The 22,367-nt window shown below is 66.0% G+C and carries 25 protein-coding genes; 10 read left to right on the top strand and 15 right to left on the bottom strand.

Annotated features, from left to right (window positions below):
- Nucleotides 1–91 precede the first annotated feature (91 nt).
- Nucleotides 92–409 carry a hypothetical protein gene (locus tag SLQ30_RS31690; protein ID WP_319451022.1) on the top strand — a complete coding sequence of 106 codons (318 nt, stop codon included), beginning with the start codon at nucleotides 92–94 and terminating at the stop codon, nucleotides 407–409.
- A gap of 8 nt (nucleotides 410–417) precedes the next feature.
- Here the strand turns inward: SLQ30_RS31690 and SLQ30_RS31685 are convergent, their stop codons facing one another.
- Nucleotides 418–852 carry a DUF1905 domain-containing protein gene (locus SLQ30_RS31685; protein ID WP_319451021.1) on the bottom strand — a complete coding sequence of 145 codons (435 nt, stop codon included), beginning with the start codon at nucleotides 850–852 and terminating at the stop codon, nucleotides 418–420.
- 37 nt (nucleotides 853–889) lie between these two features.
- On the opposite strand from SLQ30_RS31685, the gene SLQ30_RS31680 reads away from it, so the two are divergent.
- Nucleotides 890–1,780 carry an NAD(P)-dependent oxidoreductase gene (locus SLQ30_RS31680; RefSeq protein ID WP_319451020.1) on the top strand — a complete coding sequence of 297 codons (891 nt, stop codon included), beginning with the start codon at nucleotides 890–892 and terminating at the stop codon, nucleotides 1,778–1,780.
- On the opposite strand, the gene SLQ30_RS31675 is transcribed toward SLQ30_RS31680, so the two are convergent.
- Nucleotides 1,777–2,610, bottom strand: coding sequence for an SDR family oxidoreductase (locus SLQ30_RS31675; protein WP_319451019.1), 834 nt, complete (start codon nucleotides 2,608–2,610; stop codon nucleotides 1,777–1,779). The two genes, SLQ30_RS31680 and SLQ30_RS31675, sit on opposite strands and share 4 nt — an antisense overlap.
- Before the next feature lie 233 nt (nucleotides 2,611–2,843).
- On the opposite strand from SLQ30_RS31675, the gene SLQ30_RS31670 reads away from it, so the two are divergent.
- From SLQ30_RS31670 to SLQ30_RS31655, 4 genes are all read left to right on the top strand, one after another.
- The gene (locus SLQ30_RS31670) at nucleotides 2,844–3,221 is read left to right on the top strand and encodes an intersectin-EH binding protein Ibp1 (protein WP_319451018.1); all 378 of its coding nucleotides are present in this window, start codon (nucleotides 2,844–2,846) and stop codon (nucleotides 3,219–3,221) included.
- Nucleotides 3,222–3,364: 143 nt separating this feature from the next.
- Complete coding sequence (locus tag SLQ30_RS31665) at nucleotides 3,365–3,727, top strand: intersectin-EH binding protein Ibp1 (RefSeq protein WP_319451017.1); 363 nt, start codon at nucleotides 3,365–3,367, stop codon at nucleotides 3,725–3,727.
- 48 nt (nucleotides 3,728–3,775) lie between these two features.
- Nucleotides 3,776–3,937 carry a hypothetical protein gene (locus SLQ30_RS31660; RefSeq protein WP_319451016.1) on the top strand — a complete coding sequence of 54 codons (162 nt, stop codon included), beginning with the start codon at nucleotides 3,776–3,778 and terminating at the stop codon, nucleotides 3,935–3,937.
- A complete protein-coding gene (locus SLQ30_RS31655) occupies nucleotides 3,938–5,395 on the top strand; it encodes a trehalose-6-phosphate synthase (RefSeq protein ID WP_319451015.1) in 1,458 nt (485 codons plus the stop codon). It begins immediately after the preceding gene.
- On the opposite strand, the gene SLQ30_RS31650 is transcribed toward SLQ30_RS31655, so the two are convergent.
- The 12 genes from SLQ30_RS31650 to SLQ30_RS31595 all read right to left on the bottom strand — a co-directional run bounded on the left by SLQ30_RS31650 (nucleotide 5,392) and on the right by SLQ30_RS31595 (nucleotide 17,309).
- Nucleotides 5,392–5,886: a mammalian cell entry protein gene (locus tag SLQ30_RS31650; RefSeq protein WP_319451014.1), complete on the bottom strand. Its 495-nt coding sequence runs from the start codon at nucleotides 5,884–5,886 to the stop codon at nucleotides 5,392–5,394. The genes SLQ30_RS31655 and SLQ30_RS31650 overlap by 4 nt on opposite strands.
- Nucleotides 5,886–6,647 (bottom strand): mammalian cell entry protein, encoded by a 762-nt coding sequence (locus SLQ30_RS31645; protein ID WP_319451013.1) that lies wholly within the window; start codon nucleotides 6,645–6,647, stop codon nucleotides 5,886–5,888. Before SLQ30_RS31645 ends, SLQ30_RS31650 begins: the two co-directional genes overlap by 1 nt.
- The gene (locus SLQ30_RS31640) at nucleotides 6,647–8,374 is read right to left on the bottom strand and encodes an MCE family protein (RefSeq protein WP_319451012.1); all 1,728 of its coding nucleotides are present in this window, start codon (nucleotides 8,372–8,374) and stop codon (nucleotides 6,647–6,649) included. Before SLQ30_RS31640 ends, SLQ30_RS31645 begins: the two co-directional genes overlap by 1 nt.
- Complete coding sequence (locus tag SLQ30_RS31635; RefSeq protein ID WP_319451011.1) at nucleotides 8,374–9,546, bottom strand: MCE family protein; 1,173 nt, start codon at nucleotides 9,544–9,546, stop codon at nucleotides 8,374–8,376. Before SLQ30_RS31635 ends, SLQ30_RS31640 begins: the two co-directional genes overlap by 1 nt.
- Nucleotides 9,546–10,952, bottom strand: a complete 1,407-nt coding sequence (locus SLQ30_RS31630) for an MCE family protein (RefSeq protein WP_319451010.1) — start codon at nucleotides 10,950–10,952, stop codon at nucleotides 9,546–9,548. The genes SLQ30_RS31635 and SLQ30_RS31630 overlap by 1 nt, the downstream gene beginning before the upstream one ends.
- Nucleotides 10,949–12,007 (bottom strand): MCE family protein, encoded by a 1,059-nt coding sequence (locus SLQ30_RS31625; protein WP_319451009.1) that lies wholly within the window; start codon nucleotides 12,005–12,007, stop codon nucleotides 10,949–10,951. Before SLQ30_RS31625 ends, SLQ30_RS31630 begins: the two co-directional genes overlap by 4 nt.
- A complete protein-coding gene (locus SLQ30_RS31620; RefSeq protein ID WP_319451031.1) occupies nucleotides 12,000–13,034 on the bottom strand; it encodes an MCE family protein in 1,035 nt (344 codons plus the stop codon). The genes SLQ30_RS31625 and SLQ30_RS31620 overlap by 8 nt, the downstream gene beginning before the upstream one ends.
- Nucleotides 13,035–13,104: 70 nt before the next feature.
- On the bottom strand, nucleotides 13,105–14,307 hold the full coding sequence (locus tag SLQ30_RS31615; RefSeq protein ID WP_319451008.1) for an MCE family protein: 1,203 nt from the start codon (nucleotides 14,305–14,307) through the stop codon (nucleotides 13,105–13,107).
- A gap of 12 nt (nucleotides 14,308–14,319) precedes the next feature.
- Nucleotides 14,320–15,162: an ABC transporter permease gene (locus SLQ30_RS31610; RefSeq protein ID WP_319451007.1), complete on the bottom strand. Its 843-nt coding sequence runs from the start codon at nucleotides 15,160–15,162 to the stop codon at nucleotides 14,320–14,322.
- Nucleotides 15,159–15,926 (bottom strand): ABC transporter permease, encoded by a 768-nt coding sequence (locus SLQ30_RS31605; RefSeq protein ID WP_319451006.1) that lies wholly within the window; start codon nucleotides 15,924–15,926, stop codon nucleotides 15,159–15,161. Before SLQ30_RS31605 ends, SLQ30_RS31610 begins: the two co-directional genes overlap by 4 nt.
- Before the next feature lie 254 nt (nucleotides 15,927–16,180).
- Nucleotides 16,181–17,104, bottom strand: a complete 924-nt coding sequence (locus SLQ30_RS31600) for a 3-oxoacyl-ACP reductase (protein WP_319451005.1) — start codon at nucleotides 17,102–17,104, stop codon at nucleotides 16,181–16,183.
- Nucleotides 17,105–17,117: 13 nt separating this feature from the next.
- Nucleotides 17,118–17,309: a ferredoxin gene (locus tag SLQ30_RS31595; protein WP_319451004.1), complete on the bottom strand. Its 192-nt coding sequence runs from the start codon at nucleotides 17,307–17,309 to the stop codon at nucleotides 17,118–17,120.
- Between the two features lie 188 nt (nucleotides 17,310–17,497).
- On the opposite strand from SLQ30_RS31595, the gene SLQ30_RS31590 reads away from it, so the two are divergent.
- The 4 genes from SLQ30_RS31590 to SLQ30_RS31575 are packed head-to-tail and all read left to right on the top strand — an operon-like array spanning nucleotide 17,498 to nucleotide 22,025.
- On the top strand, nucleotides 17,498–18,676 hold the full coding sequence (locus SLQ30_RS31590) for an acyl-CoA dehydrogenase family protein (RefSeq protein ID WP_319451003.1): 1,179 nt from the start codon (nucleotides 17,498–17,500) through the stop codon (nucleotides 18,674–18,676).
- A 13-nt stretch (nucleotides 18,677–18,689) separates the two neighbouring features.
- Nucleotides 18,690–19,787: an acyl-CoA dehydrogenase family protein gene (locus tag SLQ30_RS31585; RefSeq protein WP_319451002.1), complete on the top strand. Its 1,098-nt coding sequence runs from the start codon at nucleotides 18,690–18,692 to the stop codon at nucleotides 19,785–19,787.
- A 2-nt stretch (nucleotides 19,788–19,789) separates the two neighbouring features.
- Entirely contained in the window at nucleotides 19,790–21,283 is a 1,494-nt protein-coding gene (gene fadD17 / locus SLQ30_RS31580; RefSeq protein ID WP_319451001.1) for a long-chain-fatty-acid--CoA ligase FadD17, read from the top strand.
- Nucleotides 21,284–21,293: 10 nt separating this feature from the next.
- Entirely contained in the window at nucleotides 21,294–22,025 is a 732-nt protein-coding gene (locus SLQ30_RS31575) for a helix-turn-helix transcriptional regulator (RefSeq protein WP_319451000.1), read from the top strand.
- Here SLQ30_RS31575 and SLQ30_RS31570 read toward each other — a convergent pair.
- On the bottom strand, nucleotides 21,965–22,357 hold the full coding sequence (locus SLQ30_RS31570; RefSeq protein ID WP_319450999.1) for a VOC family protein: 393 nt from the start codon (nucleotides 22,355–22,357) through the stop codon (nucleotides 21,965–21,967). The two genes, SLQ30_RS31575 and SLQ30_RS31570, sit on opposite strands and share 61 nt — an antisense overlap.
- Nucleotides 22,358–22,367: the final 10 nt, after the last annotated feature.

The raw sequence follows: 22,367 nt of genomic DNA, 5'->3' as shown, positions 1-22,367 counted from the left end.
GCTCAGTGGCCTAGAAGCGCGCTGCCGGGCCGGCGGTAACCGCCAAGCGCCGCCGGGTTCGGCCTAGCATCGGGTCAGGAGGCCAACACACATGAGTACGCCAATCCACGTCAACGAAACCCGCTCGGTTCGGGCAGTGTGCGCGATGCTCGGTGTTCCCGAGCGGGACTGGAATCAGATGGCGCAGTGGGCCGCCGAACTCGGCGAGCATCGCACGCACGATGCGCTGCACGCCTACGTCGACGTGATGATCGCAGACCGGTGTGCGCACCTGACCGACGACGTGCTTTCCGAGCTCATCAGAACTGGAGTCGCGGGCCTCGACCTCACGGCGGACGAAATCCAACTTGCCGTCACGGCCATGCTCGCGTTGGCCGTTAAGGCCGAAAGTACTACTCCGAAAAGCTGATTCGTAGTTCAACCCCCGAGCGTCGCGACGACCGCCGCTACCCTGCGGGCCCGCGTCTCGGGCGCCTTGGCCCCATTGATCGACGTCACGTGGGCCTTCTGCCTGCTGTAGGACAACTTCGCCCACGCGGCCTTGGCAGCCGCTGACCCATCGAGCGCCGCTGCGAGGACGGTAGGCACCTCGACCACCCGAGGCGCCTCGTCCACCGCCAACTCGACCTCGATCGCGTCACCACCCGCGAGCCCGGACTCCTTGCGGCGCTCGGCACTGAACGGGATCAGGTACCGCCCGCCCATCGGGGCGACCGTTGACCGGTATTCGTAGCCGTTGACCGTCACCACCACCGGTGGCCGCTTCCCTGCGTTGAGCGCGGCTACCACGTCGGCCGGTACTTCGATGCCGGTGTTGTTGCCGTCCTGAAAAAGCGTCGTGGAGAACTTCACCAGCCCATTCTCAATGCTGGCGAGTAGAAGTGAACCCATGGACATCGGATTTCTCGGGTTGGGCAACATGGGTTCGGCCATGGCCTCGAACCTCCTGCACGCGGGCCACGCCGTCGCCGTCTACAACCGCTCCTTCGACAAGGTCGAGGCGCTTGTGGCCGAGGGCGCACGGCCCGCGCGCACCGTCGCCGAAGCCTGCCGCGCCGACGTCGTCGTATCGATGTTGGCCAACGACGATGCCGTCGAGGCGGTGGTGTTCGGACCCGAAGGGGTGCTGGCGAACCTCAAGGGGGCGGCAGTACACGTGTCGTGCTCGACCATCAGCGTGGCCCTCGCGCAGCGACTGACGGCCGCGCACGCCGACGCCGGGCACGGGTTCGTCTCCGCGCCGGTGTTCGGCAGGCCCGAGGCCGCCCAGGCCGCGAAGCTGTTCGTCGTCGCGGCCGGCGACCCCGCCACCGTGGCCGCGGTATCACCCGTGCTAGATGCCATCGGGCAGCGCACCTTCGTCGTGGCCGAGCAGCCCGAAGCGGCCAGCCTGGTGAAACTGAGCGGCAACTTCCTGATCGCGTCGGTCATCGAGTCGCTCGGCGAAGCCATGGCGCTCGTCGGCAAGGCCGGGGTGGACAAGCAGCAGTACCTCGACATCCTCACGTCGACGCTTTTCGGCGCGCCCGTCTACCAGACGTACGGCGGCCTGATCGCCCGCGACGAGTTCGAGCCTGCCGGGTTTGCCGCCACACTTGGACTCAAGGACGTCCGGCTGGTGCTGGCCGCGGGGGAAGAGCTTCGTGTGCCGCTGCCGATCGCCAGCCTGCTGCGCGACCGCTTCCTGACGCTGTTGGCCGGCGGCGGCGAGGCCCTGGACTGGTCCGCGGTTGGCGCGCTCGCCGCGTGGGAGGCCGGCGGCAAGAGCCCCTTTGGTTAGTTGACCACTCCGCGCAGGCCGTCCGCGCCGAACAGGGGCTCCAACATCGCGCTGTAGTCGGGCCCACGTCGCACCAGCACGCCGCCGTCGACGTTGATGAGCTGGCCCGTGACATAGCTGGCGGCATCGCTGAGTAGAAACAGCGCCATGTTGGCGATGTCCTCGACTTCACCCGGGCGGGGCAACGGGGTGATGTTGCGGTAGTCCTCACTCAACTCGGGCGAGCTCAGCACCGGCTCGACGAGCTCGGTGCGGATGAGGCCGGGCCGGATGCAGTTGACCCGAACCCAGGAGGCCCCGAGTTCGTCGGCAGCCAGCTGCATCAGATGATCCAACGCGGCCTTGCTCACGCCGTATGCGCCGAACCAGCGGTGGGTGTTGCTGGCCGCGATCGACGAAATCCCGACGAACGATCCACCGCCGCCGCGCACCATCTCGCGGGCGCTGTGCTTGAGCACGTACATGGTGCCGTTGACGTTGAGGTCGACGGTGCGGCGCCACAACTCCGAGTCGACCTGCGTGATCGGTCCGATCGTCTCCGACCCGCCAGCGCAGTGCACGACGCCGTTGAGCTGGCCGTGCCACGCCGTTGCGGCCTCCACGGCGTGGGCGACTTCGTCTTCATTGGTGACGTCGGCTGCTTCGTAGCGGACCGTGCCCGCGCCGTCCTGTGACGTGATCTCGTCGACGGCGGCGGCGAGTCGGTCGGCGTTGCGGCCGACGATCATCGCGTTACCGCCCGCGGCCACCACCGCACTGGCGACCGCCTTGCCGATCCCGCTGCCACCGCCGGTGACGATGAACGTTCGGTCCGTCAACGAAAGCTGCACCGCTGCCCCCAAGGTTGAGTGAGAAAACTGGAACACGTTCTCGTCATCGAACCATGCCCCCACCGCCCGCATGCGCGCGCGTCCGCGGGCCGCGTCACAGTGGCCGCACAGTCGGTTCTCAGAAATGGCACGGGTGCACCACTTTCGCGGCGAATTGGCCGGTAAGGCACTGTTTCGGCGCGTATTCTCAACCGATGCAGGCACTCCTGCGAACATGACGAAAGAAGCGCGAAATGGCGATCCAAACCCCAACAGATCCTCGCTTGTTTAGCGATTTCTCAGTCCGGCGATTGATCCTCGCCGGAGGATTCGCGGTGGCGGTTGCCGCCGCCCCCGCGGTCGCCGCGTTCGCCGTTCCATCGACGCCTGCGCCTGCTGTCGCCGCGTGCCCCAGCGGCGAGACCGAGGACACCTTCACCAACATGTGCACGCCCGATCTGGTCCCGAACTCACCGGAAGTCGGTACCACGTCGGCGGCGGGCAATCTGCCCTCGGTCGACGGCATTCCATGCACGGGCGGCAACTCCGGTCAGTGCATCGGACTATCGGAGGAACAGCAAGCGCAGGGACCGCAGCCCGTCCCGCACTCCACCTTTAGCTCCAGTCCGTAGCCCGCGCCGCCGTATCTGGAGGTGGGAGGTGGCGTATCTCGACGCAACACCTTCCCAGGTAACTCATCGAACCTGTGCAGATTCGGTGTAGCTTCCATAGACTTCACCCGACGACACGGTTAATAACAACAGGAAGCGTGACGATGGCGATCTTGAATTTTTCTGCTCCACGGCTAATTCTTGCCGGCGGGTTTGCGCTGGCCATCGCGGCCGCACCAGCCGTCGTTGCGCTCACGGTGCCGACGACCGGGCCGACGACCCACGTGGCGGCGTGCTCGAACGGTGAAGAGGAAGACCTCTACACGGGCAACTGCGTTCCGCACACCGTGCCCAATTCACCGGAGTTCTCCTCGAATGCGGCCAACCCCGACATTCCGGAGATCGACGGCGTTCCTTGCACCGGCGCCAACTCCGGTCAGTGCATCGGCCTGTCCGAGGACGCCCCCGACTACGTACCGCCGACGTCGAGCGTCGGCAGCGATCCGACCATCCACGGATCGGAGTAATCGCAGGCCACGACCTAGGCGACTCGACAAGTCGCCTAGAGTGGTGTGATGGCTACTAAATCTGACCCCGCCGAACTCGGTGACGTCGAACCGTTGGCTGACAGCACTGCCCGCCAGGCCCGGCGTGTGGTAGCCGCGTATGCCGTCGACGCCGACGAGTGCCGCACGTTCCTGTCGATGCTAGGTATCGGACCGAAACTCGACGCTTAAATGGCGGCCGACGGCGACGCGGCTCCCGTCGGTGAGTCCGACTTCGTAGTAGTGGCCAACCGGCTGCCCATCGACGTGGAGCGGCTGCCCGACGGCACCACCACGTACAAGCGCAGCCCTGGCGGCCTCGTCACGGCACTCGAGCCGCTACTGCGGAAACGGCGCGGGTCATGGATCGGCTGGCCTGGCATCACCGACGGCGATGAAGACCCCATCGTCGAGGACGATCTCGAGATGCGTCCGGTGCGCCTGTCCGCCGAGGACGTCGCCGACTACTACGAGGGCTTTTCCAACGCCACGCTGTGGCCGCTCTACCACGACGTCATCGTCAAGCCGATCTACCACCGCAAGTGGTGGGACCGCTACGTCGACGTCAACCGCCGCTTTGCCGAGGCAACGGCGCGGTCGGCCTCCCTCGGTGCGACGGTGTGGATCCAGGACTATCAGCTGCAACTGGTCCCGAAGATGCTGCGCATGCTGCGGCCAGACCTGACCATCGGGTTCTTCCTGCACATCCCGTTCCCGCCGATCGAACTGTTCATGCAGATGCCCTGGCGCACCGAGATCATCGAAGGACTGCTCGGTGCCGACCTCGTCGGGTTTCACCTGCCCGGCGGCGCCCAGAACTTCCTGCTCCTGGCCCGGCGGCTGATCGGCGCGAACACCTCCCGGGCGACGATCGGCGTCCGGTCCCGTTTCGGTGAGATTCAAGTTGGCTTTCGCACCGTCAAGGTCGGCGCCTTCCCCATCTCGATCGACTCCGCCGACCTCGACCACAAGGCTCGCGAGCGGCGCGTCCGCCAGCGCGCCCGCGAAATCCGGGCCGGCCTCGGCAATCCGCGCAAGGTCATGCTCGGCGTCGACAGGCTGGACTACACGAAGGGCATCAACGTCCGGTTGGAGGCCTTCTCGGAACTGCTCGACGAGGGCCGGGTCGACCCCGACGACACCGTGCTGGTGCAGCTGGCCACCCCTAGTCGCGAGCGCGTCGAGAGCTACATCGAGATGCGCGAGGACATCGAGCGTCAGGTCGGCCACATCAACGGCGAATACGGCGAGGTCGGCCACCCGGTAGTGCACTACATACATCGGCCGTTACCCCGCGACGAGCTGATCGCGTTCTTCGTCGCCGCCGACGTGATGCTGGTGACTCCGCTGCGCGACGGCATGAACCTGGTGGCAAAGGAATACGTGGCCTGCCGCAGCGACCTCGGCGGAGCCTTGGTGCTCAGCGAATTCACCGGCGCCGCATCGGAACTCAGGCAGGCCTATCTGACAAATCCACACCACCTCGACGGGGTGAAGGATGCGATCGAGCAGGCGATCACCCAGCCGCCCGAGGAGGGCCGCCGCCGGATGCGGGCGATGCGCCGCCAGGTGCTGGCGCACGACGTGGATCGCTGGGCGAGGTCATTCCTCGAGGCGCTGGCGTCGACACGGACTTCCCCGACCGTCTAGATCGGGTTGATGGCCTGCATCTTCCAGTCCGACCCGACCTTTTCATAGTCGACGCGCACCCGACTGCCCTCGTAGACCGGCTTCTTGGACTGATCGGTGTACGTCAGATTCATGAACACCATCACCGAGCCCGAAGAGCGTTGTGCGGCAAGCATTCCCGCGCCAACAACGTTCACCTGAACGATCAGTTGCCGTTTCCGGGCCTCGGGGATGACCGTCTTGGTGACCTGTTCGGAGAAGTGCTGCCGAAAGTCGTCGGTCAGCAACGGGTACACCTCGCCGAGGCTGCGCTCGACGGTCTGGTAGTCGTAGCCGAAGATGCGCGGAAGCTGTTCGGACGCCAGCTTCGGCAACACCTCCCGGGTCTGCGATTCGGCGCTGGTTTCGACGCGGTTCCAGTACACCGCACCACCGACGCCCGCCAGTGCGATGACGCCGAGCGCTGCGAGCACACCGACGAGCGCCACCAGCCTGGCGGCCAGCCTGCTCATCAGTTGCCCCCTTCGGGATACTTCAGGTCATAGCCGGTCATCCGACCGTTGTCGTCCTCGTGCACGATCACGCGTAGCCGGTAGGGCTGGGACGGGGAGTTCACGCCGTTGATGTCGGTGACCGTCACCCGGACCGCCACCAGCACCGCCGCGTTCTTGGCGACCTCGTCGATCTTCTCCAACGCCGCACCGTTGATCACGGCCTCGGAGTTGGCCTGGGTGTCACGGAAGATCGCCTTCAGATTGTCCACGTTCTTGCCCTGGCTCATCATGTCGCGCAGCGGCCCGCTGGTGCCGTCGACGAACCGGTTCACGCTTTCGTCGATGGTGTTCTGGGTGTAGCTGAACATGTTCTCCACGGTCTGCGACGCTGTGTCGACGAACCGCTGGTCGCGGGCATTCGTGGCGTCGGCCTGATGCTGACGGACGCTGAAGAGTGCCACCACGACGCCGAGCACCAGGGCCAGCACCGCAAGTACGGCGAATCCGACCACCAAGACGGGCCCGCGGTTGGGCCTGCGCCGCGGCGGCGGACCGACCGGCGTGGTGACTCGCGCCTTGGGGGCCGCGGGCTTGGCGACGGTGACGCTCGCGGCGGCCGGGCCGACGTCACCGCCGGTGGCCGGACCGGCGGCCCGGGACGCGCGTCGGCGCGAGGCAGCCCGAACCTGCGGTGCGGACGTCTCGTCGGTCGAATCTGATGAAGTGGCGTCGTCGTTTGCCGACGTCTCGGTCACTTCGGTCGTGTCGTCCGGCCCCATCACACCTTCCGTGGATCCAGCATCAGGTCTACCCAGTTCTCCGCAGTGGCGCCGTTGTTCAAGCCCCCGGCGAAGACCCCGGTGCCACCGGCCGGGTCGGCGAACACGCCGGTCCTCGAATCGTACGTGGTGGTCCTGGGCGCACTGGCCTGCGGAGGCGTCACCTCGGCGGGCAGCGGTGGGGGTTCTGGCGCGGGTGGCGCGTCAGGTGCAGGTGCTCCCGGCGCCGTGCGGCCGTACGGCGGGACGATCTGGTCCGGCGGCGCGTAGTACGGCAACGGCGGAGGTGGCCCGTTGTCGTTCGGCGGCACCGGCAGCGGGAAGGGCGCGTTCGGAGCGGGCCCCGGGCCCGGCAGCACACCCGGAGGCAGCTGAACCGACGGCGGCCCTGGGTCGTAGTCTGCGCCGGGTGGAATGAATGGGAACTTGTTGGGCGGCAGAATGTTCCGGCTGTCCGGTTCGTAGTGGTTGTCTTCCGACTGACCCATCGGCGTCCCGTACGGAATCGGCGGACCGCGCCACGGGTTGGTGCCGATCGGCACGTAGCCCACCGGGTCGCGGCACAGCTGAACGGTGGGGGCGCGCTTGCCTGGGAACTCCTGGCACGGGTAGTTGCGCGCACCACGCACCACGGACGGATCGTTCTGCGCGACCTTGCAGTACAGGTCGGGCGGCAGATCGCGCAGCGTCGTGTCGGCCGGGGATCTGATCAGGGGCGGCGGGATGAACCCGGTCGAACACGGCGCTGGATCCCCGAGATCGACCTTGAAGTCAAGCTTGCCGCCCTCGTCGGTGGGTAGCCCACCGCCGACGGTGATGAGCGCGGCCATCAGGGCCGGGAAGATGACCAGCGCCTGCTCGATGGACTTGTGGTAAATCACGCCGATGCGACCGAAGTTCGCGAGGTTGGCGGCCAGCATCGGGAACGACGGACGGATGCCGTCGAACGTGGTGTTGGCGGCCTGCGTCGCACCGGGGACGGTCTGCAGTACGGACCGCAACTGGGGATCCGCGTGCGCCACCTCGGTGGTGAATCGGGCCAAGCCGTCGGCCAGCGACTTGATGTCGTCACCGCTGCGGATCTGCGCGTCCAGGAACGGCCCGGCCTGGTCGATCAGCTGCGTGGTCTGCCCGTAGTTCGAGTTGGCCTCGTCCACCAGCAGCCGAGACGACTGGATCAGGCGCGCCAATTCGGGCCCGGATCCGTTGAACGCCTTGAACGTTTCGCGCAGCAGGTCCTGAATGCGGCTGTTGCCGACGCTGTTGACCAGGTTGTCGGCCTGGGTGAGCAAGCTGGCGATGTCTTGACCCACCGCAGTGCGGTCGACACCGATGTTCGATCCGTCGCGGAGGTTCTTGCTCGAGGCTGGTCCGTTTCCAGGGGCTGGCGGCACCAGGTCCAGGTACTGCTCACCGATCGCCGAGACGCTCTTGACCGTCGCGGTGACGTTGTCCGGGACCGGCGTGTTGGTGTTCAGCCGCATGTCGGCGACCACGCCGTCGTTGGTCAACCCGACCGACTCGACCCGGCCGATCGTCACCCCGCGATACGTGACGTTCGCGTTCTGATACAGCCCGCCGCCTGCCTTGAAGTCGGCGGTGACGCGGTAGGAGCCGATGCCGACGGCGGACGGTAGGTGTAGGTAAAACGCCGAGATGGCGCCGACACAGACCACGGTGACGATCGCGAAGATCGTCAACTGGATGCGGGAGAGCCGATCGAGCATCAGGGCACCGGGTCCGTGTGTTGGGTGGCCGCTCCAGCCGGGACCTTGAACGGGTCGGCGGCCTGACCGGACAGGTTCGCCATGGCGCCGGTCAGGAAGTCCGGCGGGTTGATGACCTCGTCGAGGTGCTTCATGTTCGGGTCCAAGCCCTTCGAGGTGGTGAACACCGACTCACCGGTGCGGCGCACCGTCAGGTCGAACGTCACGAACACGTTCAGATAGTCGCCACGAACCGCGTTCCGCAGGTACTTGTACTGGAACGGGAACGTGGGCAGCAGTTCCAGATCCGAGATGAAGTCGTCGGCGTTGTCGTTGAACGCCTTGACCACCGGATAAAGATCCTTGAAGTCGGCCGCGAAGTCCGTCTTGATGCCGGCCAAGACGTGCGAGGCCACGCCCGCGAACGTGCGAAGCGCGGTGAACGCGTCGACGAGGTTAGATCTGTTGTCGTTGAGCACCTTCAACGCCGCGGGCAACGAGTCGAGCGCCCGACCGAGACTGTCCTTGCTGCGCGCCAGCGTCGCCGCGAACCGATTCAGCCCGTCGGCCGCGGCGATGATGTCTGCCGTCTGCTGTTGCAGCGAGCCGGTCAGCTCGGCGAGCCGTGGGATCAGTTCGGCGAAGCTGCCAGCGCGGCCCGCCACCGCGGCGTAGACCTCATCGGTGATGTCTTGCAGCGCACCGAGATTGCCCTTGTTGACCACAACGCCGAGGGAGGACAGCACCTCTTCGGTACTCGGGTAGCGGCTCGTCTGAGACTCGGGAATGACGGAGTTCTCGCGGAGTCGTCCTTGCGGAGGCTGATCCACCGGCGCCTTGAGCTCGACGTGCTGAGAGCCGAGTAGCGACGTCTGCGCGACCGTCGCGGTCGAGTTCTCCGGCAGGTTGACGTCCTTCTCCAGCGACAGTTTCACCGCCGCCGCGAACGTGCCGTCTGGCCGCTGCAGGGCCTGGATGCCCGAGACGCTCCCGACGGTGACGTCGTCGATCATCACCGGAGAGTTCTGCGGCAACGTCGTGACGTCGGGAAGCTCGACGGTGATCGTGTACGAGCCGCCTCCGTGTCCGGCGGTGCCAGGCATGTCGATCGAGTTCAGCCCGCCGAACGAGCATCCGGCCAGAAGCAGAACGCCGGAACCGAGCGCGACCGCCTTCTGTGGTGTCTTGGACACTATCCACCCCCCGACTCGGCTGGCAGCGGTGCACCGGGAGCCGGGCCTGGGAGCGGCCCTGCGCCCATCGGCGGCGCCGCGGGCACGGGCCCTGCGGGCGAGATCTGCCCCTGCACTGCCGGCGGCGGCAGAATCAGATCGCTGAGCATTCCGTCCGGGCTCGGCGTCGGCGGCGTCACCCCTGGCGCGGGCTGCCACTGCAGGTACGGCACCGGGGTCTGGGCCTTGGCCTCGGTTTGCGGGGTGTCGTAGATGATCTGACCCTTGTACGCCGTGATGCTGTTGATCGGGTGGAACAGAATCGGCGGGTAGTTCACCGCAATGCGCTTCAAGACCGGCCCCATGCGCTGGCGGCAGATCTCCGCGCGCTTGTAGTTGTCCGGAGATGCACCCACGTCGAACGTTCCGCCGCAGATGAATTGGACCGGATTGGCGAAGTTGGGCAGCGACAGCAGGCCACCGACGGTGCCCTGCGCCGGGTTGTAGATGTTGTAGAAGTTCTGCAGGCCGTTGGGCGTGATGTGCAGAACCTGCTCGATGTCGTCGCTGTGCGCGGTGAGCAGCGAGGTGAAGTCGGTGAGCTTGCCGATCTGGGCGATCAGGGCCGAGTTGTTCTGGTTCAGGAAGCCCTTGACGTCCCCGAGGGCCTGGTTCAGTGCGCCGAGGGTCTGGTCGAGATCCTTGGAACTGTCGGCCAGTACCTGCGACACCGAGGCGACGTGGTTGGAGAACTGCACGATCTGCTCGTTGCTGTTGGACAGCGCGTTGACCAGCACCTGCAGGTTGCGCACCGTGCCGAACAGGTCGGTGCGCGAATCTCCAAGGCGGCCTGCGGTTTGCGACAACTCCCGCAACGCGTTGCGGAACGAGTCACCGTTGCCGTCGAAGCTGTCTGCGGCCTGATTCACGAACGCACTCAGCGGACCCTGTACGGAATCGACCTGCGGCCCGAGTTGAGTGCTCAGCTGGGTGAGCTGCTCCTTGACCTCGTCCCACTCGACAGGCACGCCGGTTCGATCGAGCCCGACCTCAGCCCCGTCGGCCATCACCGCACCGCCGGTGTAGGCCGGCGTGAATTGAACGAACCTGGCCGACACCAGGTTCGGCGCAATCACGATGGCCCGCGCGTCGGCTGGCAGCTTGACGCCGTCGCGCACCTTCATGGTGACCTTGACGTCGGTGGCGCGCGGCTGGATGGACTCGATGCGTCCGACGGGCACGCCGACGACCCGGACCTCATCGCCCGGGTAGAGCCCAACAGCGGTGGTGAAGTACGCCACCACTTTGTTGCCCTGACGTGACGGCCACACGGTGTAGATGCCACCGATCAGCGCCACCGCCAGCACGGCGGCGGTGACGAAGCGAAGCCAGCGCGAGCGCAGGAACGTCGAATTTCCTTGTGTCATGGCGACTTCGGCCTGATGATCATGCGCTCCGAGATGTAGCCGCGCAGCATGTCGGCAAGACTGTCCGGCAGCTTGCCCGGTTGGAAGTACGTGTCGAGCAGCACCTCGGAGATGGTCGCTGGGGGCAACCCGTAGAGGTTGATCTGGAAGCCGGGACCGGAGCCGACGACCTCGCCGAGCGCCGTCGCGTACGGCGGCAGTCGCTTCAGCGCTTCGCCGATGTGGTCCTTGCGTTCGAGCAGGTTGTCCACCACGGCGTTGAGCCTGTCCAGCGCAGGCTTGAACTCGCGCCGGTTGTCGGCGACGAAGCCCGAAAGCTGGTGCGACAGTTCTTGAATGCCGCCGATCAGGGTACTCAACGCCTGCCGCCGCTCGTCGAGCGCGGCGAACAGCAGGTTGCCGTCGGTGACCAGTTGATTCACCTGACCGGCCCGCTGGGCCAGCGTGTCGGACACCCGCTTGGCGTGCAACAGCAGTTGTTGCAGGGCTTCGTCACGCTGGTTGAGGCTGCGGGACAGGTTCGCAACGCCGTCGAGCGCACCACGCAGTTGCGGCGTCGCATCCTTGAGCGTTGCGGTCAACGTGTTGAGCGCCTCCTCGAACTTTGGCTTGTCGAGGTCGCTGGCGTTCTGGCCGAGATCCTGCAGTGCAGTGTTGAGCGTGTACGGAGTCGTGGTGCGGCCCAACGGGATCGTCGTCACGTTGCCTGCACCCTGCGGGGTGACTCGCAGCGACTTCTCACCGAGCACGGTGTCGGTCTTGATCGCGACAAGCGACTGGTCGCCGACCTTGATGTGCCGGTCGACGGTGAAGTTGACCTGTGCGGAGTCACCGGCGAGTTCCACCGACGACACCTTGCCGACCTTGATGCCAGAGACGCTGACGTCGTTGCCGGGAGTGATGCCGCCCGCGTCGGTGAAGTAGGCCGAATAGTTCTTGCCCTGCGGCCAGAACGGCAGCCCGGTGTAGCCGAACGACACCAGGACTAGCGCCGTCACGACGGCGATGCCGAAGATCCCGGTACGTAACGGGTTGCTCTCGCCCGCCCTAGCCATTCTCCGAACACCTTCCCTTCGACGGATCGGGTGGACCACCGAACGGGATGAGGATGTCGCTGCCCGCGGGCCCGTTGATCTTGATCCGAATCGAGCAGTAGTAGATGTTGAAGAACGAGCCGTACGCGCCGAGTGCGTTGAGCCGCAAGTAGTTCTCGGCGAGCGGCTCGATGACCTTGTTGACGTCGGCCTTGCGCTCGTCCATCCGTTGCACGAACGGCCGCAGATTCTCGATGACGCCCTGCACGGGCCGCCTGCTGGTCTGCAAAAGTTCGGTCAGGTCGTTGGTGGCCGACGCCAGCGGCGGGATGGCCCCCGCGACGGGGTCCCGATGCTCGGCCAGCCCGGTGATGAGCTGCTGGAGTTGATCAACGCTGGCGTTGAACTGTGCGCCCTTGTCGTCGACCGTGCCGAGCACCGTGTTGAGGTTGTTGATCACGTCGCCGATCAACTGGTCGCGCGCGGCCAGATCGGTGGTGAAGGCGCCCGTGCTGGTGAGCAGGTTGTTCAGCGCCCCGCCCTGACCCTGCAGAAGTTCGATGACGGCATTGCTCACCTCGTTGACCTTCTTGCCGTCGAGGCCCTTCAGCACGGGCTTGAGGCCACCGAGCAGGGCGTCGAGGTCGAGCGCGGGCTGCGTGTTCGCTCGCACGATGGTGGCGCCTGCCGGAAGCTTGCGCAGTTCGCCTGGGCCCGAAGTGATTTCGAGGTAGCGGTCACCGACGAGGTTCTGGTAGCGCACCACTGCCCTGGTGGAGGTGTACAGCTGGTAGCGCTCGTTCACGTCGAACATCACGTCGACGCTGTTGTCCGGATTGAGCTTGACCTTCTTGACCGAACCAACCGGCACGCCGGCGATCCGGACGTCCTGGCCCGCCTTCAGCCGCGACGCTTCTGCGAAGTTGGCGTGGAAGGTGTTGCCCGAAGCAAAGCGGAACTGGCCGAACACGACGACCAACCCCGCCGCGACCAACAGCATCACGACGGCGAAGATGCTGACCTTGATCAGCGTCGCGTTCTTGCCCATCAACCGCGCCCTTTGTTCTTCTTCGCTGCGCTCATCAACAGCGCCCTCTTGTTCTTCTTCGCTGCGCTCATCAGAAGTCATCCCGTTCTGCGTACGCCCCGTTGAAGAGGAACTGCAGCGTCGACGGCGCGTCGAACTGAAGCTCGGTATTCGGCTGGAACGGGATGTACGCGTTGTCGGTGACAAGGAACGGCGTGTGGTACCAGGATCCGCCGAACTGCTTGCTCGGCACGTTGGGTAGGCCGCGGCAGTTCGGGCCGCCGGACGCGTTCACGATCGGCAGGCTCTCGGGATAGGTGTAGGCCGGGGCGCCCGGCAGGAAGTTCGATGCCACGAACAACCCGGGCCGGATGCCGCCGATGACAGGCGCAAAGGTGTCCAGCGCCTTCTTGGTGCCGGTGAAGATGCACCCCAGTTCGGGCGAGTAGTCGCCGAGCACCTTCAACGGCGCCCGGAACCGCTGGATCGCCGCGATCAGGTCCTCGGCCGCGGGCTGCAACGTGGCGGTGCCGTTGTTCGCCAGCCCGGTTGCGGCCAACAATGTCGCGTTCAGGTTGTCCTGCTGGTCGACGACCGTCTTGCTGATGGTCGGCACGTTGTCGAGGACCGTCGCCAGGTCCGGGGCGGCGTCGCCGTAGACGGCCGCGACGGCCGCGGTCTTCTGGAAGTCCTGCTGCAAGGTGGGCAGCTTCGGATTGAGTTGCTGCAGATAGTAATTCAGGCCGGACAACGTCGCGCCGAGGTTGTCGCCGTTGTTCCGCAACCCGTCCCCCAATGCCGTGATGGTGGCGTTGAGGTTCATCGGATCGACCTTCTTCAATACGTCCTGCAAGGTCTGGAAGAGCGTGTTGACCTCGAGCTGAACTGATTCCGCCCGCACCTGAGCACCCGGCTTGAGCGAGCCGCCCATCGGCTTGTCGGGCGGCAGGAACTCGACCGACTTGGCCCCGAAAACCGTTGTGCCGCCGATCTTCACGGTCGCGTTCGACGGAATGTACGCCAACTGGCTGCTATCGATGGCCAGCGTCAACTTTGCCGACTCGCCCGTATAGGCGATGTCCTTGACCTTGCCGATCTGGATGCCGCGGTACTTGACCTTGGCGTCCTGTTCCATGACGAGGCCGGCGCGCTTGGAGAACACGGTCACCGTGTCGACCGAAGTGAAGAAGGCCGTGTAGGACAGGTAGGTGAATACGGTGGCGGCCAGCAGCACGGCAGCGAGGATCGCTGCCGCGATCCGCACGTGGCTGCGCTTGGCGTCACCGTTGGCCATCGGACTCCCCGACTAACCGGAAAGGTTGAAGTTGCCCGACGCGCCGTACACGGCCAGGGAGATGAACAAGGTGATGGTGACGACCACGATCAGGGACGTCCGGACCGCTTGGCCGACCGCGATGCCGACGCCGACGGGGCCGCCCGAGGCGTTGTACCCGTAATAGGTATGTACGAGCATGACCGCGATCGACATCACGATCGCCTGCAGGAACGACCACAAGAGGTCGGTCGGCACCAGGAACGTATTGAAGTAGTGGTCGTAGAGGCCTGCCGACTGTCCGTTGATGAACACCGTGGTGAAGCGCGCCGCGAAGAATGCAGCCAACACCGAAAGCGAGTAGAGCGGAACGATCGCGATCAGCCCGGCGATGATGCGCGTGGACACCAGGTAGGACACCGAGTGCACGGCCATCGCCTCGACGGCGTCGATCTCCTCGGCGACGCGCATGGCACCGAGTTGCGCGGTGGTGCCTGCACCGATGGTCGCCGCCAACGCGATGCCCGCGATCACCGGCGCAACGATGCGCACGTTCAGGAATGCCGAAAGGAAGCCCGTCAGTGCCTCGATGCCGATGTTGCCGAGCGACGAATAGCCCTGCACGGCAATGACACCGCCCGACGCCAAGGTCAGGAACGCGGCAACGCCGACGGTGCCGCCGATCATCACGAGCGCGCCTGCACCCATGGTCATCTCGGCGATCAGCCGGACGGTTTCCCGGCGGTAGCGGGTCAGCGCGTTCGGGATGTAGCGGATCGACTCGCCGAAGAAGAGCGCCTGCTCCCCCACCGTGTCGACGATCTTGGGCAGGCCACGGAAGAAGCGGCGTAAGCGAATGGTCGCGTCGTAGCTCATGACCGCGTCAACACCCGGACGCCGATTGCCGTCATGATCACGTTGATCACGAACAGACAGATGAAGGCGTACACCACGGTTTCGTTGACCGCGACGCCGACGCCCTTGGGTCCACCCTGCACGGTCAGCCCGCGGTAGCACCCGACGAGCCCGGCGACCACGCCGAAGAGCAGCGCCTTGATCTCGGCGAGGATCAACTCGGGGAGCCCGGTCAACACCGTCAGACCGTTGATGAACGCGCCAGGGTTGACTCCCTGCAAGTACACCGAGAAGACGTAGCCACCCGCGATCCCGATCGCGCACACCAGACCGTTGAGCAAGAGCGCCACCAGAGTCGACGCCAGCACCCGCGGCACCACCAGCCGTTGGATCGGGTCGATGCCGAGCACCCGCATCGCGTCGATCTCCTCGCGGATGGTGCGGGCGCCGAGGTCGGCACAGATGGCCGTCGCACCGGCACCCGCCACGACGAGCACCGTCACCACCGGACCCAGCTGGGTGATCGTTCCGAATGCGGTGCCCGCGCCGGATAGGTCCGCGGCGCCGATCTCCCGAAGCAGGATGTTGAGCGTGAAGGCCACCAGCACGGTGAACGGAATCGCGACCAGCAGCGTCGGTACCAGCGACACGCGCGCGATCATCCACGTCTGATCGAGGAACTCACGGAACTGAAATGGCCGCCTGAAGATCTTGATGAACGTGTCGAAGGACATCTCGACGAACCCGCCAACGGCCCGAGCCGGAGCCGCAAGCTGATCGATCAACTCGGCTCCATTTCTCGGTACGGGGCAGTGCGGTCGTGGCGAAACGTCCGTTATTAACGGTCGCGTCGACCATCCCACCCCATGGTTAAGCGTTGCTCTTAGTGAGCCGGCTCATATTAACTAGAACACGTTCGCAGTGTCAAAGAACCGCACAACTAGTCAAGATAAGTACGTTTATGCTGGTCAAGACATGTGTGATCCAGATCATTCTGTAACGTGTTCTACCTATCGCAAGCCCTTGACAACGTGGCCTGTCAACTCCTCGACGCCATCAGTCCGTTGGCCGAAAAACCTAGCTCCGGATCACGGCCAGCAAAGTATTCAGTCAACGTCTGGTCGAGCGCCGCGGCCGTCCATGCGTCCGAGTCTGCGGTGAAGTGTCGCTCGGCAACGGGTGCCGCAACCAGCGTCACCGTTGGACCATAGACGATGAACAGCTGTCCGTTGATCCCTTCCGAGGCCGGCGACGACAGGAAGCGCACCAGATTCACCACGTGTTCGGGCGAGAGCGCGTCGACCTCACCTTCGGCCAAATCGGGCGTCTCACCGAATACGTCGGCGGTCATCGCGGTTCTGGCTCGCGGCGCGATGGCATTGGCGCGGACGCCGTAACGACCGAGCCCACGTGCCGCCGACAACGTCAACGCGGTGATGCCTGCCTTGGCCGCGCCGTAGTTGGCCTGTCCGACCGGGCCGGCCAGTCCCGCCTCTGACGACGTGTTGACGATGCGGCCGTAGACGGTGCCTTTGTCGGACTGCTTGGCCTTGTCGCGCCAGTACACCGCGGCATTGCGCGTCAGCAGAAAGTGCCCGCGCAGGTGCACGGCGATGACGGCGTCCCAGTCCTCGTCGGACATGTTGAACAACATCCGGTCGCGGGTGATGCCCGCGTTGTTGACGACGATGGACAGCCCGCCGAGCCCGTCGGCGGTCGCGATGAGCTCATCGGCGGTGCTGCGCTGGCTGATGTCGCCGGCCACCGCGACCCCCTTGGCGCCCGCCGCAGCAATCTCGGCCAGCACGTCGGTCTTGTCGAGCGCAGGGGCGATGTCGTTGACGACGACCGTTGCTCCGGCCCGGGCCAACCCGATGGCCTCGGCCCGCCCGAGCCCCGCCGCTGCACCCGTCACCACAGCGACCAGGCCAGATAGGTCCGTCGCGTGAGTTTCCGTGGTCAATTTATGAATACCTCTAGTCTTTCCGGATCAGGGCAGCTCTTGGGCATTCCGCGATGGATTGCTCCGCCAGCTCCTCCAGGTGCTCGGGCACGGGATCGGCCTTGACGACGGCGTAGTCCTCGTCGTCGAGATCGAACAGGTCCGGGGCTATTCCCACGCACACTGCGTTACCTTCGCAGCGGTCATGATCGACTTCCACTCGCACGACAAACCTCCCTGACGTACTGCCATCCACCGGGTTCGAGTCAGAATACGACCTCACCCGACCGGTGCCAGGGTGGCACCGCCCTGGACCGTCAGACTAGAACGTGTTACAACCGGGGAAGGCCGATGGGGTCAAACGGATGGCCCCGAGGCAGCGCCAAGAGTGCCCGAGACAGTGAGGAACACCCGATGCGGATCGGCTACACCCCCGACCAGGAGGAGTTGCGCCGCGAGCTGCGCGCGTACTTCACCAAGCTGATGACGCCCGAACGAGCCGAGGCGCTGAGTTCCAGTGACGGCGAAATGGGGCGCGGCAGCGTCTACCGCGACACCGTCGCACAGATGGGCAAGGACGGCTGGCTGACGCTGTCGTGGCCCAAGGAGTTCGGCGGTCAGGCCCGCCCGCCCATGGACGGCCTGATCTTCAACGACGAGGCGTCCATCGCGAACGTCCCGGTGCCCTTCCTCACCATCAACAGCGTGGCGCCGACGATCATGGCGTACGGCACCGACGAGCAGAAGAAGTTCTTCCTGCCCAAGATCGCGGCAGGGGAACTGCACTTCTCGATCGGGTACTCCGAGCCGGGCGCGGGCACCGACCTCGCCGCGCTGCGCACCACCGCGGTGCGCGACGGCGACGACTACGTGATCAACGGCCAGAAGATGTGGACCAGCCTCATCGCCTACGCCGACTACATCTGGTTGGCCGTGCGGACCAACCCCGACGCCAAGAAGCACCGCGGCATCTCGATGCTGATCGTGCCGACGACGGCCGAAGGCTTCTCCTGGACGCCGGTGCACACGATGTCGGGTGTTGACACCAGCGCCACCTACTACCAGGACGTCCGCGTCCCGACGTCGAGCCTGGTCGGCGAAGAGAACGCGGGCTGGAAGCTCGTCACCAACCAGCTGAATCACGAACGGGTGGCGCTGGTTTCGGCCCAACCGATCTTCTCGGCGCTCGACGGAGTTCGCGAGTGGGCCCAGAACACCAAGGATGCCCACGGCAACAGGTTGATCGACTCGGAGTGGGTGCAACTCAATCTCGCGCGGGTGCACGCCAAGGCCGAGGTACTCAAACTCATCAACTGGGAACTCGCCTCCACTGAGGCCGCCCCTTCGCCGGCCGATGCCTCGGCCGCCAAGGTCTACGGCACCGAACTGGCCACCGAGGCCTATCGACTGCTGATGGAGGTGCTGGGCACCGCGGCCACGCTGCGCACCGACACGCCCGGCGCGCTGCTGCGCGGCCGCGTCGAGCGCATGCACCGGTCCTGCCTGATCCTCACGTTCGGCGGCGGCACCAACGAGATCCAGCGCGACATCATCGGCATGGTCGCCCTCGGCCTCCCCCGAGTGAACCGGTAAGGACTGACTGACAATGGATTTCACAACCTCAGAAGAGACCAACGACCTTGGTGGCCTGGTGCGCGACATCACCGAGTCGGTGTGCACGCCCGCGCACCACAAGGAACTCGACAAGCTCGACGAACGGTTCGACCGCGCCCTGTGGGGCAAGTTGGTCGACGCCGACGTGCTGTCCGCGGCGGCGCCAGAATCATTGGGCGGCGGCGGTTTCGGCGTACTCGAGCAGACGGCCATCCTGACTGCACTGGGCAGGCAACTGGCCGCGGTGCCCTATCTCGATTCGGTGGTGTTGGGTGCGGGTGCGCTAGCCAAGTTCGGATCCCAAGCGCTGCAAGATGAGTGGGCCACTCCCGCGGTCAAGGGCGAGAAGATCCTCACTGTCGCACTCGACGGCGAGTTCGGCCAGGGGCCCGTGCAGGCTCAATCCAACGGAGCCGGCTTCCGGCTCACGGGATCACGGGCCCTGGTCGCGTACGGCCCCGTCGCCGATGCCTTCCTGGTGCCCGCCGAAACCGACTCCGGGGTGAAGGTCTTCGTCGTCACCTCCGCTGACGCCGGAGTGTCGGTCACCTCGCTGGACACGACCGGGCACGGCAGCGTGTCCCACCTCGACCTACAGGGTGTCGAACTGGGTGCCGAACGCGTAGTGGGTGGAGACGACGTCGTCACCTGGCTGCGCACACATAGCTTGTTGGGGTACAGCGCATTTCAGCTCGGCGTGCTTGAGCGGGCGCTGGAGCTGACCGCGACCTACGCACGTGAGCGCGAGCAATTCGAACGGCCCATCGGCAGCTTCCAGGCCGTCTCGTCGCGGTTGGCCGACGGCTACATCGACGTCAAGGCACTGCGGCTCACCCTGACGCAGGCCGCGTGGCGGCTGTCGGAGGACTTGCCCGCAGAGCTCGAGGTTGGCAGCGCGGCGTTCTGGGCGGCTGACGCGGGCCACCGCGTCGCGCACACCACCGTGCACGTCCACGGCGGCGTCGGCATCGACACCGATCACCCCGTGCACCGGTACTTCCTGGCCGCCAAGCAGTCCGAGTTCGCGGTCGGTAGCGCCACCGGACAGCTGCTACGGATCGGCCGCGAGCTGGCCGAGACGCCTGCCTAAAGGTGCAACCGGATCGCAACCCGACCGTCGCGGAGCTGCTGGTGCCGCTCGTCGACGTGACGGATCGCGGCATCCACAACGAGACCGGATTCGTCACCTGGAGCGCCCACATCCAGGCCGGTGCCGAACTCGCGGCGGCACTGAAGGCCAGGCTCGATCCCGCTAAGCCACCGCATGTCGGTGTGCTGCTTGGCAATACGCCGTTCTTCTCAACGGTGTTGGTGGCCGCGAGTGTTGCCGGGCTGGTGGTGGTCGGGCTGAACCCGACGCGCCGCGGTGACGCGCTGGCCCGCGACGTCGAGCGGGCCGACTGCCAGCTGGTACTGACCGACGACGCGGCGGCACCCTATGTGAACGTCGAAACTCCCGAGTGGAAAACGGAACTCGCGGCTCACGGCGGTGCCCCGGTCGCCTTCGCGGACGCCGAGCCCGACGACCTGTACATGCTGATCTTCACCTCGGGCACCAGCGGCGAACCCAAGGCTGTCCGGGTGACCAACGACAAGGTGGCCTTTCCCGGCCGGATGCTCGCCGCCCGATTCGGGCTAGGACCGACGGACACCGCCTACCTGTCGATGCCGCTGTTCCACTCCAACGCGGTGATGGCGGGCTGGGCGGTGGCCACTGCCGCAGGTGCCTCGATCGCGTTGCGCCGCAAGTTCTCCGCGTCGCAGTTCATTCCGGACGTGCGCCGCTACGGCGCCACCTACGCGAACTACGTCGGTAAGCCGATGTCCTACATTCTCGCCACCCCACCACGGGCAGACGACGCCGACAACCCGCTGGTCTTCCTGTACGGCAATGAGGGTGCCCCGCGCGATCTGGTGCGGTTCGCTTCTCGGTTCGACGTCACGGTCGTGGACGGTTTCGGTTCCACCGAGGGCGGGATCGCGATCGCGCGCACCCCGGACACTCCCGACGGATCGCTCGGCCCTCTGACCGACGAGGTCGCCATACTCGACGTCGAGACCGGCAGGCCGTGTCCGCCGGGTGAGGTCGGCGAACTCGTCAATCCCAAGGGCCGCGGCTGGTTTCGTGGCTACTACGGCGACGAGGGCGCGGAAGCGGAGCGCATGGCAGGCGGTGTCTATCACTCTGGCGACCTCGCCTACCGCGACGAAGCAGGCTACCTCTACTTTGCCGGGCGGCTCGGCGACTGGATGCGCGTCGACGGCGAGAATCTCGGCACCGCGCCCATCGAGCGCATCCTGCTGCGGCATCCCGACGTCATCGAGGCCGCCGTCTACCCCATCCCCGACCCCGCCGTCGGTGACCAGGTGATGGCCGCCCTGGTGTTGAGTTCGCGCGCCGACTTCGACGGCGATGCGTTCGAGGCGTTCCTGGCCGAACAACCCGACCTAGGCCCCAAGCAGTGGCCCGCCTACGTGCGCATCAGCGCCGAGTTGCCTCGCACGGAGACGTTCAAGGTAATCAAGCGCCAGTTGTCGGCCGAGGCCATCGACTGTGCCGACCGGGTTGTCGCCATCCGTCGGTAGGTTGGCCGTCGTGGGCTACCGCGAATCGCCGCCGCCGGCCCCGTTGCGTGACCTGGTCGAGTGCGCGTGGGTCGGGGCATCCTCTGGCCCGGCCATCCAGGTGCTTCCGGACGGATGCATGGATCTCATCCGCATGGACGACCTCATCGTCGTCGCAGGACCCGACACCACGCCGGTGCTGGCCGGTCGGCCCGCTCGCCCCTACGTGGGGCTCCGTTTTCGTCCGGGTGTGCTGCCCCGGCTGCTGGGCGTACCCGCCGCCGAACTCGCCGGCAGCCGGGTTCCGCTCGCCGAGCTACGCGCCGTGCCACCCGGGCGGTCCACGCTCACCGAGCTCGCCGTCGCCCTGGCCTCCGAGCCGCCAACGGCGCAGACCGCGCCGTGGTCGCTGGACGCGCTGCACCACGTCACGGGCAGGCTGGCCGCCGGCGCACCCGTACCCGAGGTGGCCGAGGCCATCGGCTGGTCACCACGGACGCTTCAGCGCCAGTGCAGCGCGGTCTACGGATACGGACCAACCACGCTTCGGCGCGTTCTGCGGTTCCGCCGCGCGGTGGCGATGCTGCGCGCGGGCCGATCGATCGCCGACGTGGCTGCGAATGCGGGTTATGCCGACCAATCGCACCTGCACCGCGAGGTGCGCGAATTCGCGGGCACGGCGGTCACGACGCTCGCGGGCGGCTACCCGAGTGCGGCGAACAGGTCGACCGCCGTCCCGTCGGGGTCCGCGACCGTCGCATAGCGCTGCCCCCACGGCGCGTCGAACGGCTCGAGGGTGGCCGGATGCCCTGCCGCAGTGAGTCGTTCGAAGACGGCGTCGACGTGGCCAGGTGCTTTGAATTCGAACGCGATCGCGACACGTCCCGGTCCATCCGGTGGTGCCCAGCCCGGATGCATGCCGCTGATGACTTCTTCGGTGTCGAATGCCAGCTTGTTTCCGCCCGGCAGTGCAACTTCGACGTGTGGTCCGTCCGGATTGGGCACGTTCAAGCCGAGCAACCGATAGAAGTCCAGGGTCCGTTGCAGATCGCGGGGCACGACTTCGACGACGACCGATTGCACTGAAATGTCCATGTCCGCAACT

This window comes from Mycobacterium sp. RTGN4 (assembly GCF_033804635.1).
In the GTDB taxonomy this organism is placed as follows: Bacteria; Actinomycetota; Actinomycetes; order Mycobacteriales; family Mycobacteriaceae; genus Mycobacterium.
This window is presented reverse-complemented; position numbering and strand designations above follow the sequence as displayed.

Excerpts from the sequence above, each read along its gene's own strand:
- SLQ30_RS31650 (WP_319451014.1), bottom strand. The coding sequence starts at position 5,886 with ATGAGCAGGCTGGCCGCCAGGCTGGTGGCGCTCGTCGGTGTGCTCGCA.
- SLQ30_RS31630 (WP_319451010.1), bottom strand. The coding sequence starts at position 10,952 with ATGACACAAGGAAATTCGACGTTCCTGCGCTCGCGCTGGCTTCGCTTC.
- SLQ30_RS31660 (WP_319451016.1), top strand. The coding sequence starts at position 3,776 with ATGGCTACTAAATCTGACCCCGCCGAACTCGGTGACGTCGAACCGTTG.
- SLQ30_RS31625 (WP_319451009.1), bottom strand. The coding sequence starts at position 12,007 with ATGGCTAGGGCGGGCGAGAGCAACCCGTTACGTACCGGGATCTTCGGC.
- SLQ30_RS31655 (WP_319451015.1), top strand. The coding sequence starts at position 3,938 with ATGGCGGCCGACGGCGACGCGGCTCCCGTCGGTGAGTCCGACTTCGTA.
- SLQ30_RS31640 (WP_319451012.1), bottom strand. The coding sequence starts at position 8,374 with ATGCTCGATCGGCTCTCCCGCATCCAGTTGACGATCTTCGCGATCGTC.
- SLQ30_RS31670 (WP_319451018.1), top strand. The coding sequence starts at position 2,844 with ATGGCGATCCAAACCCCAACAGATCCTCGCTTGTTTAGCGATTTCTCA.
- SLQ30_RS31690 (WP_319451022.1), top strand. The coding sequence starts at position 92 with ATGAGTACGCCAATCCACGTCAACGAAACCCGCTCGGTTCGGGCAGTG.
- SLQ30_RS31590 (WP_319451003.1), top strand. The coding sequence starts at position 17,498 with ATGCGGATCGGCTACACCCCCGACCAGGAGGAGTTGCGCCGCGAGCTG.
- SLQ30_RS31615 (WP_319451008.1), bottom strand. The coding sequence starts at position 14,307 with ATGGCCAACGGTGACGCCAAGCGCAGCCACGTGCGGATCGCGGCAGCG.
- SLQ30_RS31570 (WP_319450999.1), bottom strand. The coding sequence starts at position 22,357 with ATGGACATTTCAGTGCAATCGGTCGTCGTCGAAGTCGTGCCCCGCGAT.
- SLQ30_RS31665 (WP_319451017.1), top strand. The coding sequence starts at position 3,365 with ATGGCGATCTTGAATTTTTCTGCTCCACGGCTAATTCTTGCCGGCGGG.
- SLQ30_RS31680 (WP_319451020.1), top strand. The coding sequence starts at position 890 with ATGGACATCGGATTTCTCGGGTTGGGCAACATGGGTTCGGCCATGGCC.
- SLQ30_RS31620 (WP_319451031.1), bottom strand. The coding sequence starts at position 13,034 with ATGGGCAAGAACGCGACGCTGATCAAGGTCAGCATCTTCGCCGTCGTG.
- SLQ30_RS31585 (WP_319451002.1), top strand. The coding sequence starts at position 18,690 with ATGGATTTCACAACCTCAGAAGAGACCAACGACCTTGGTGGCCTGGTG.
- SLQ30_RS31610 (WP_319451007.1), bottom strand. The coding sequence starts at position 15,162 with ATGAGCTACGACGCGACCATTCGCTTACGCCGCTTCTTCCGTGGCCTG.
- SLQ30_RS31645 (WP_319451013.1), bottom strand. The coding sequence starts at position 6,647 with ATGGGGCCGGACGACACGACCGAAGTGACCGAGACGTCGGCAAACGAC.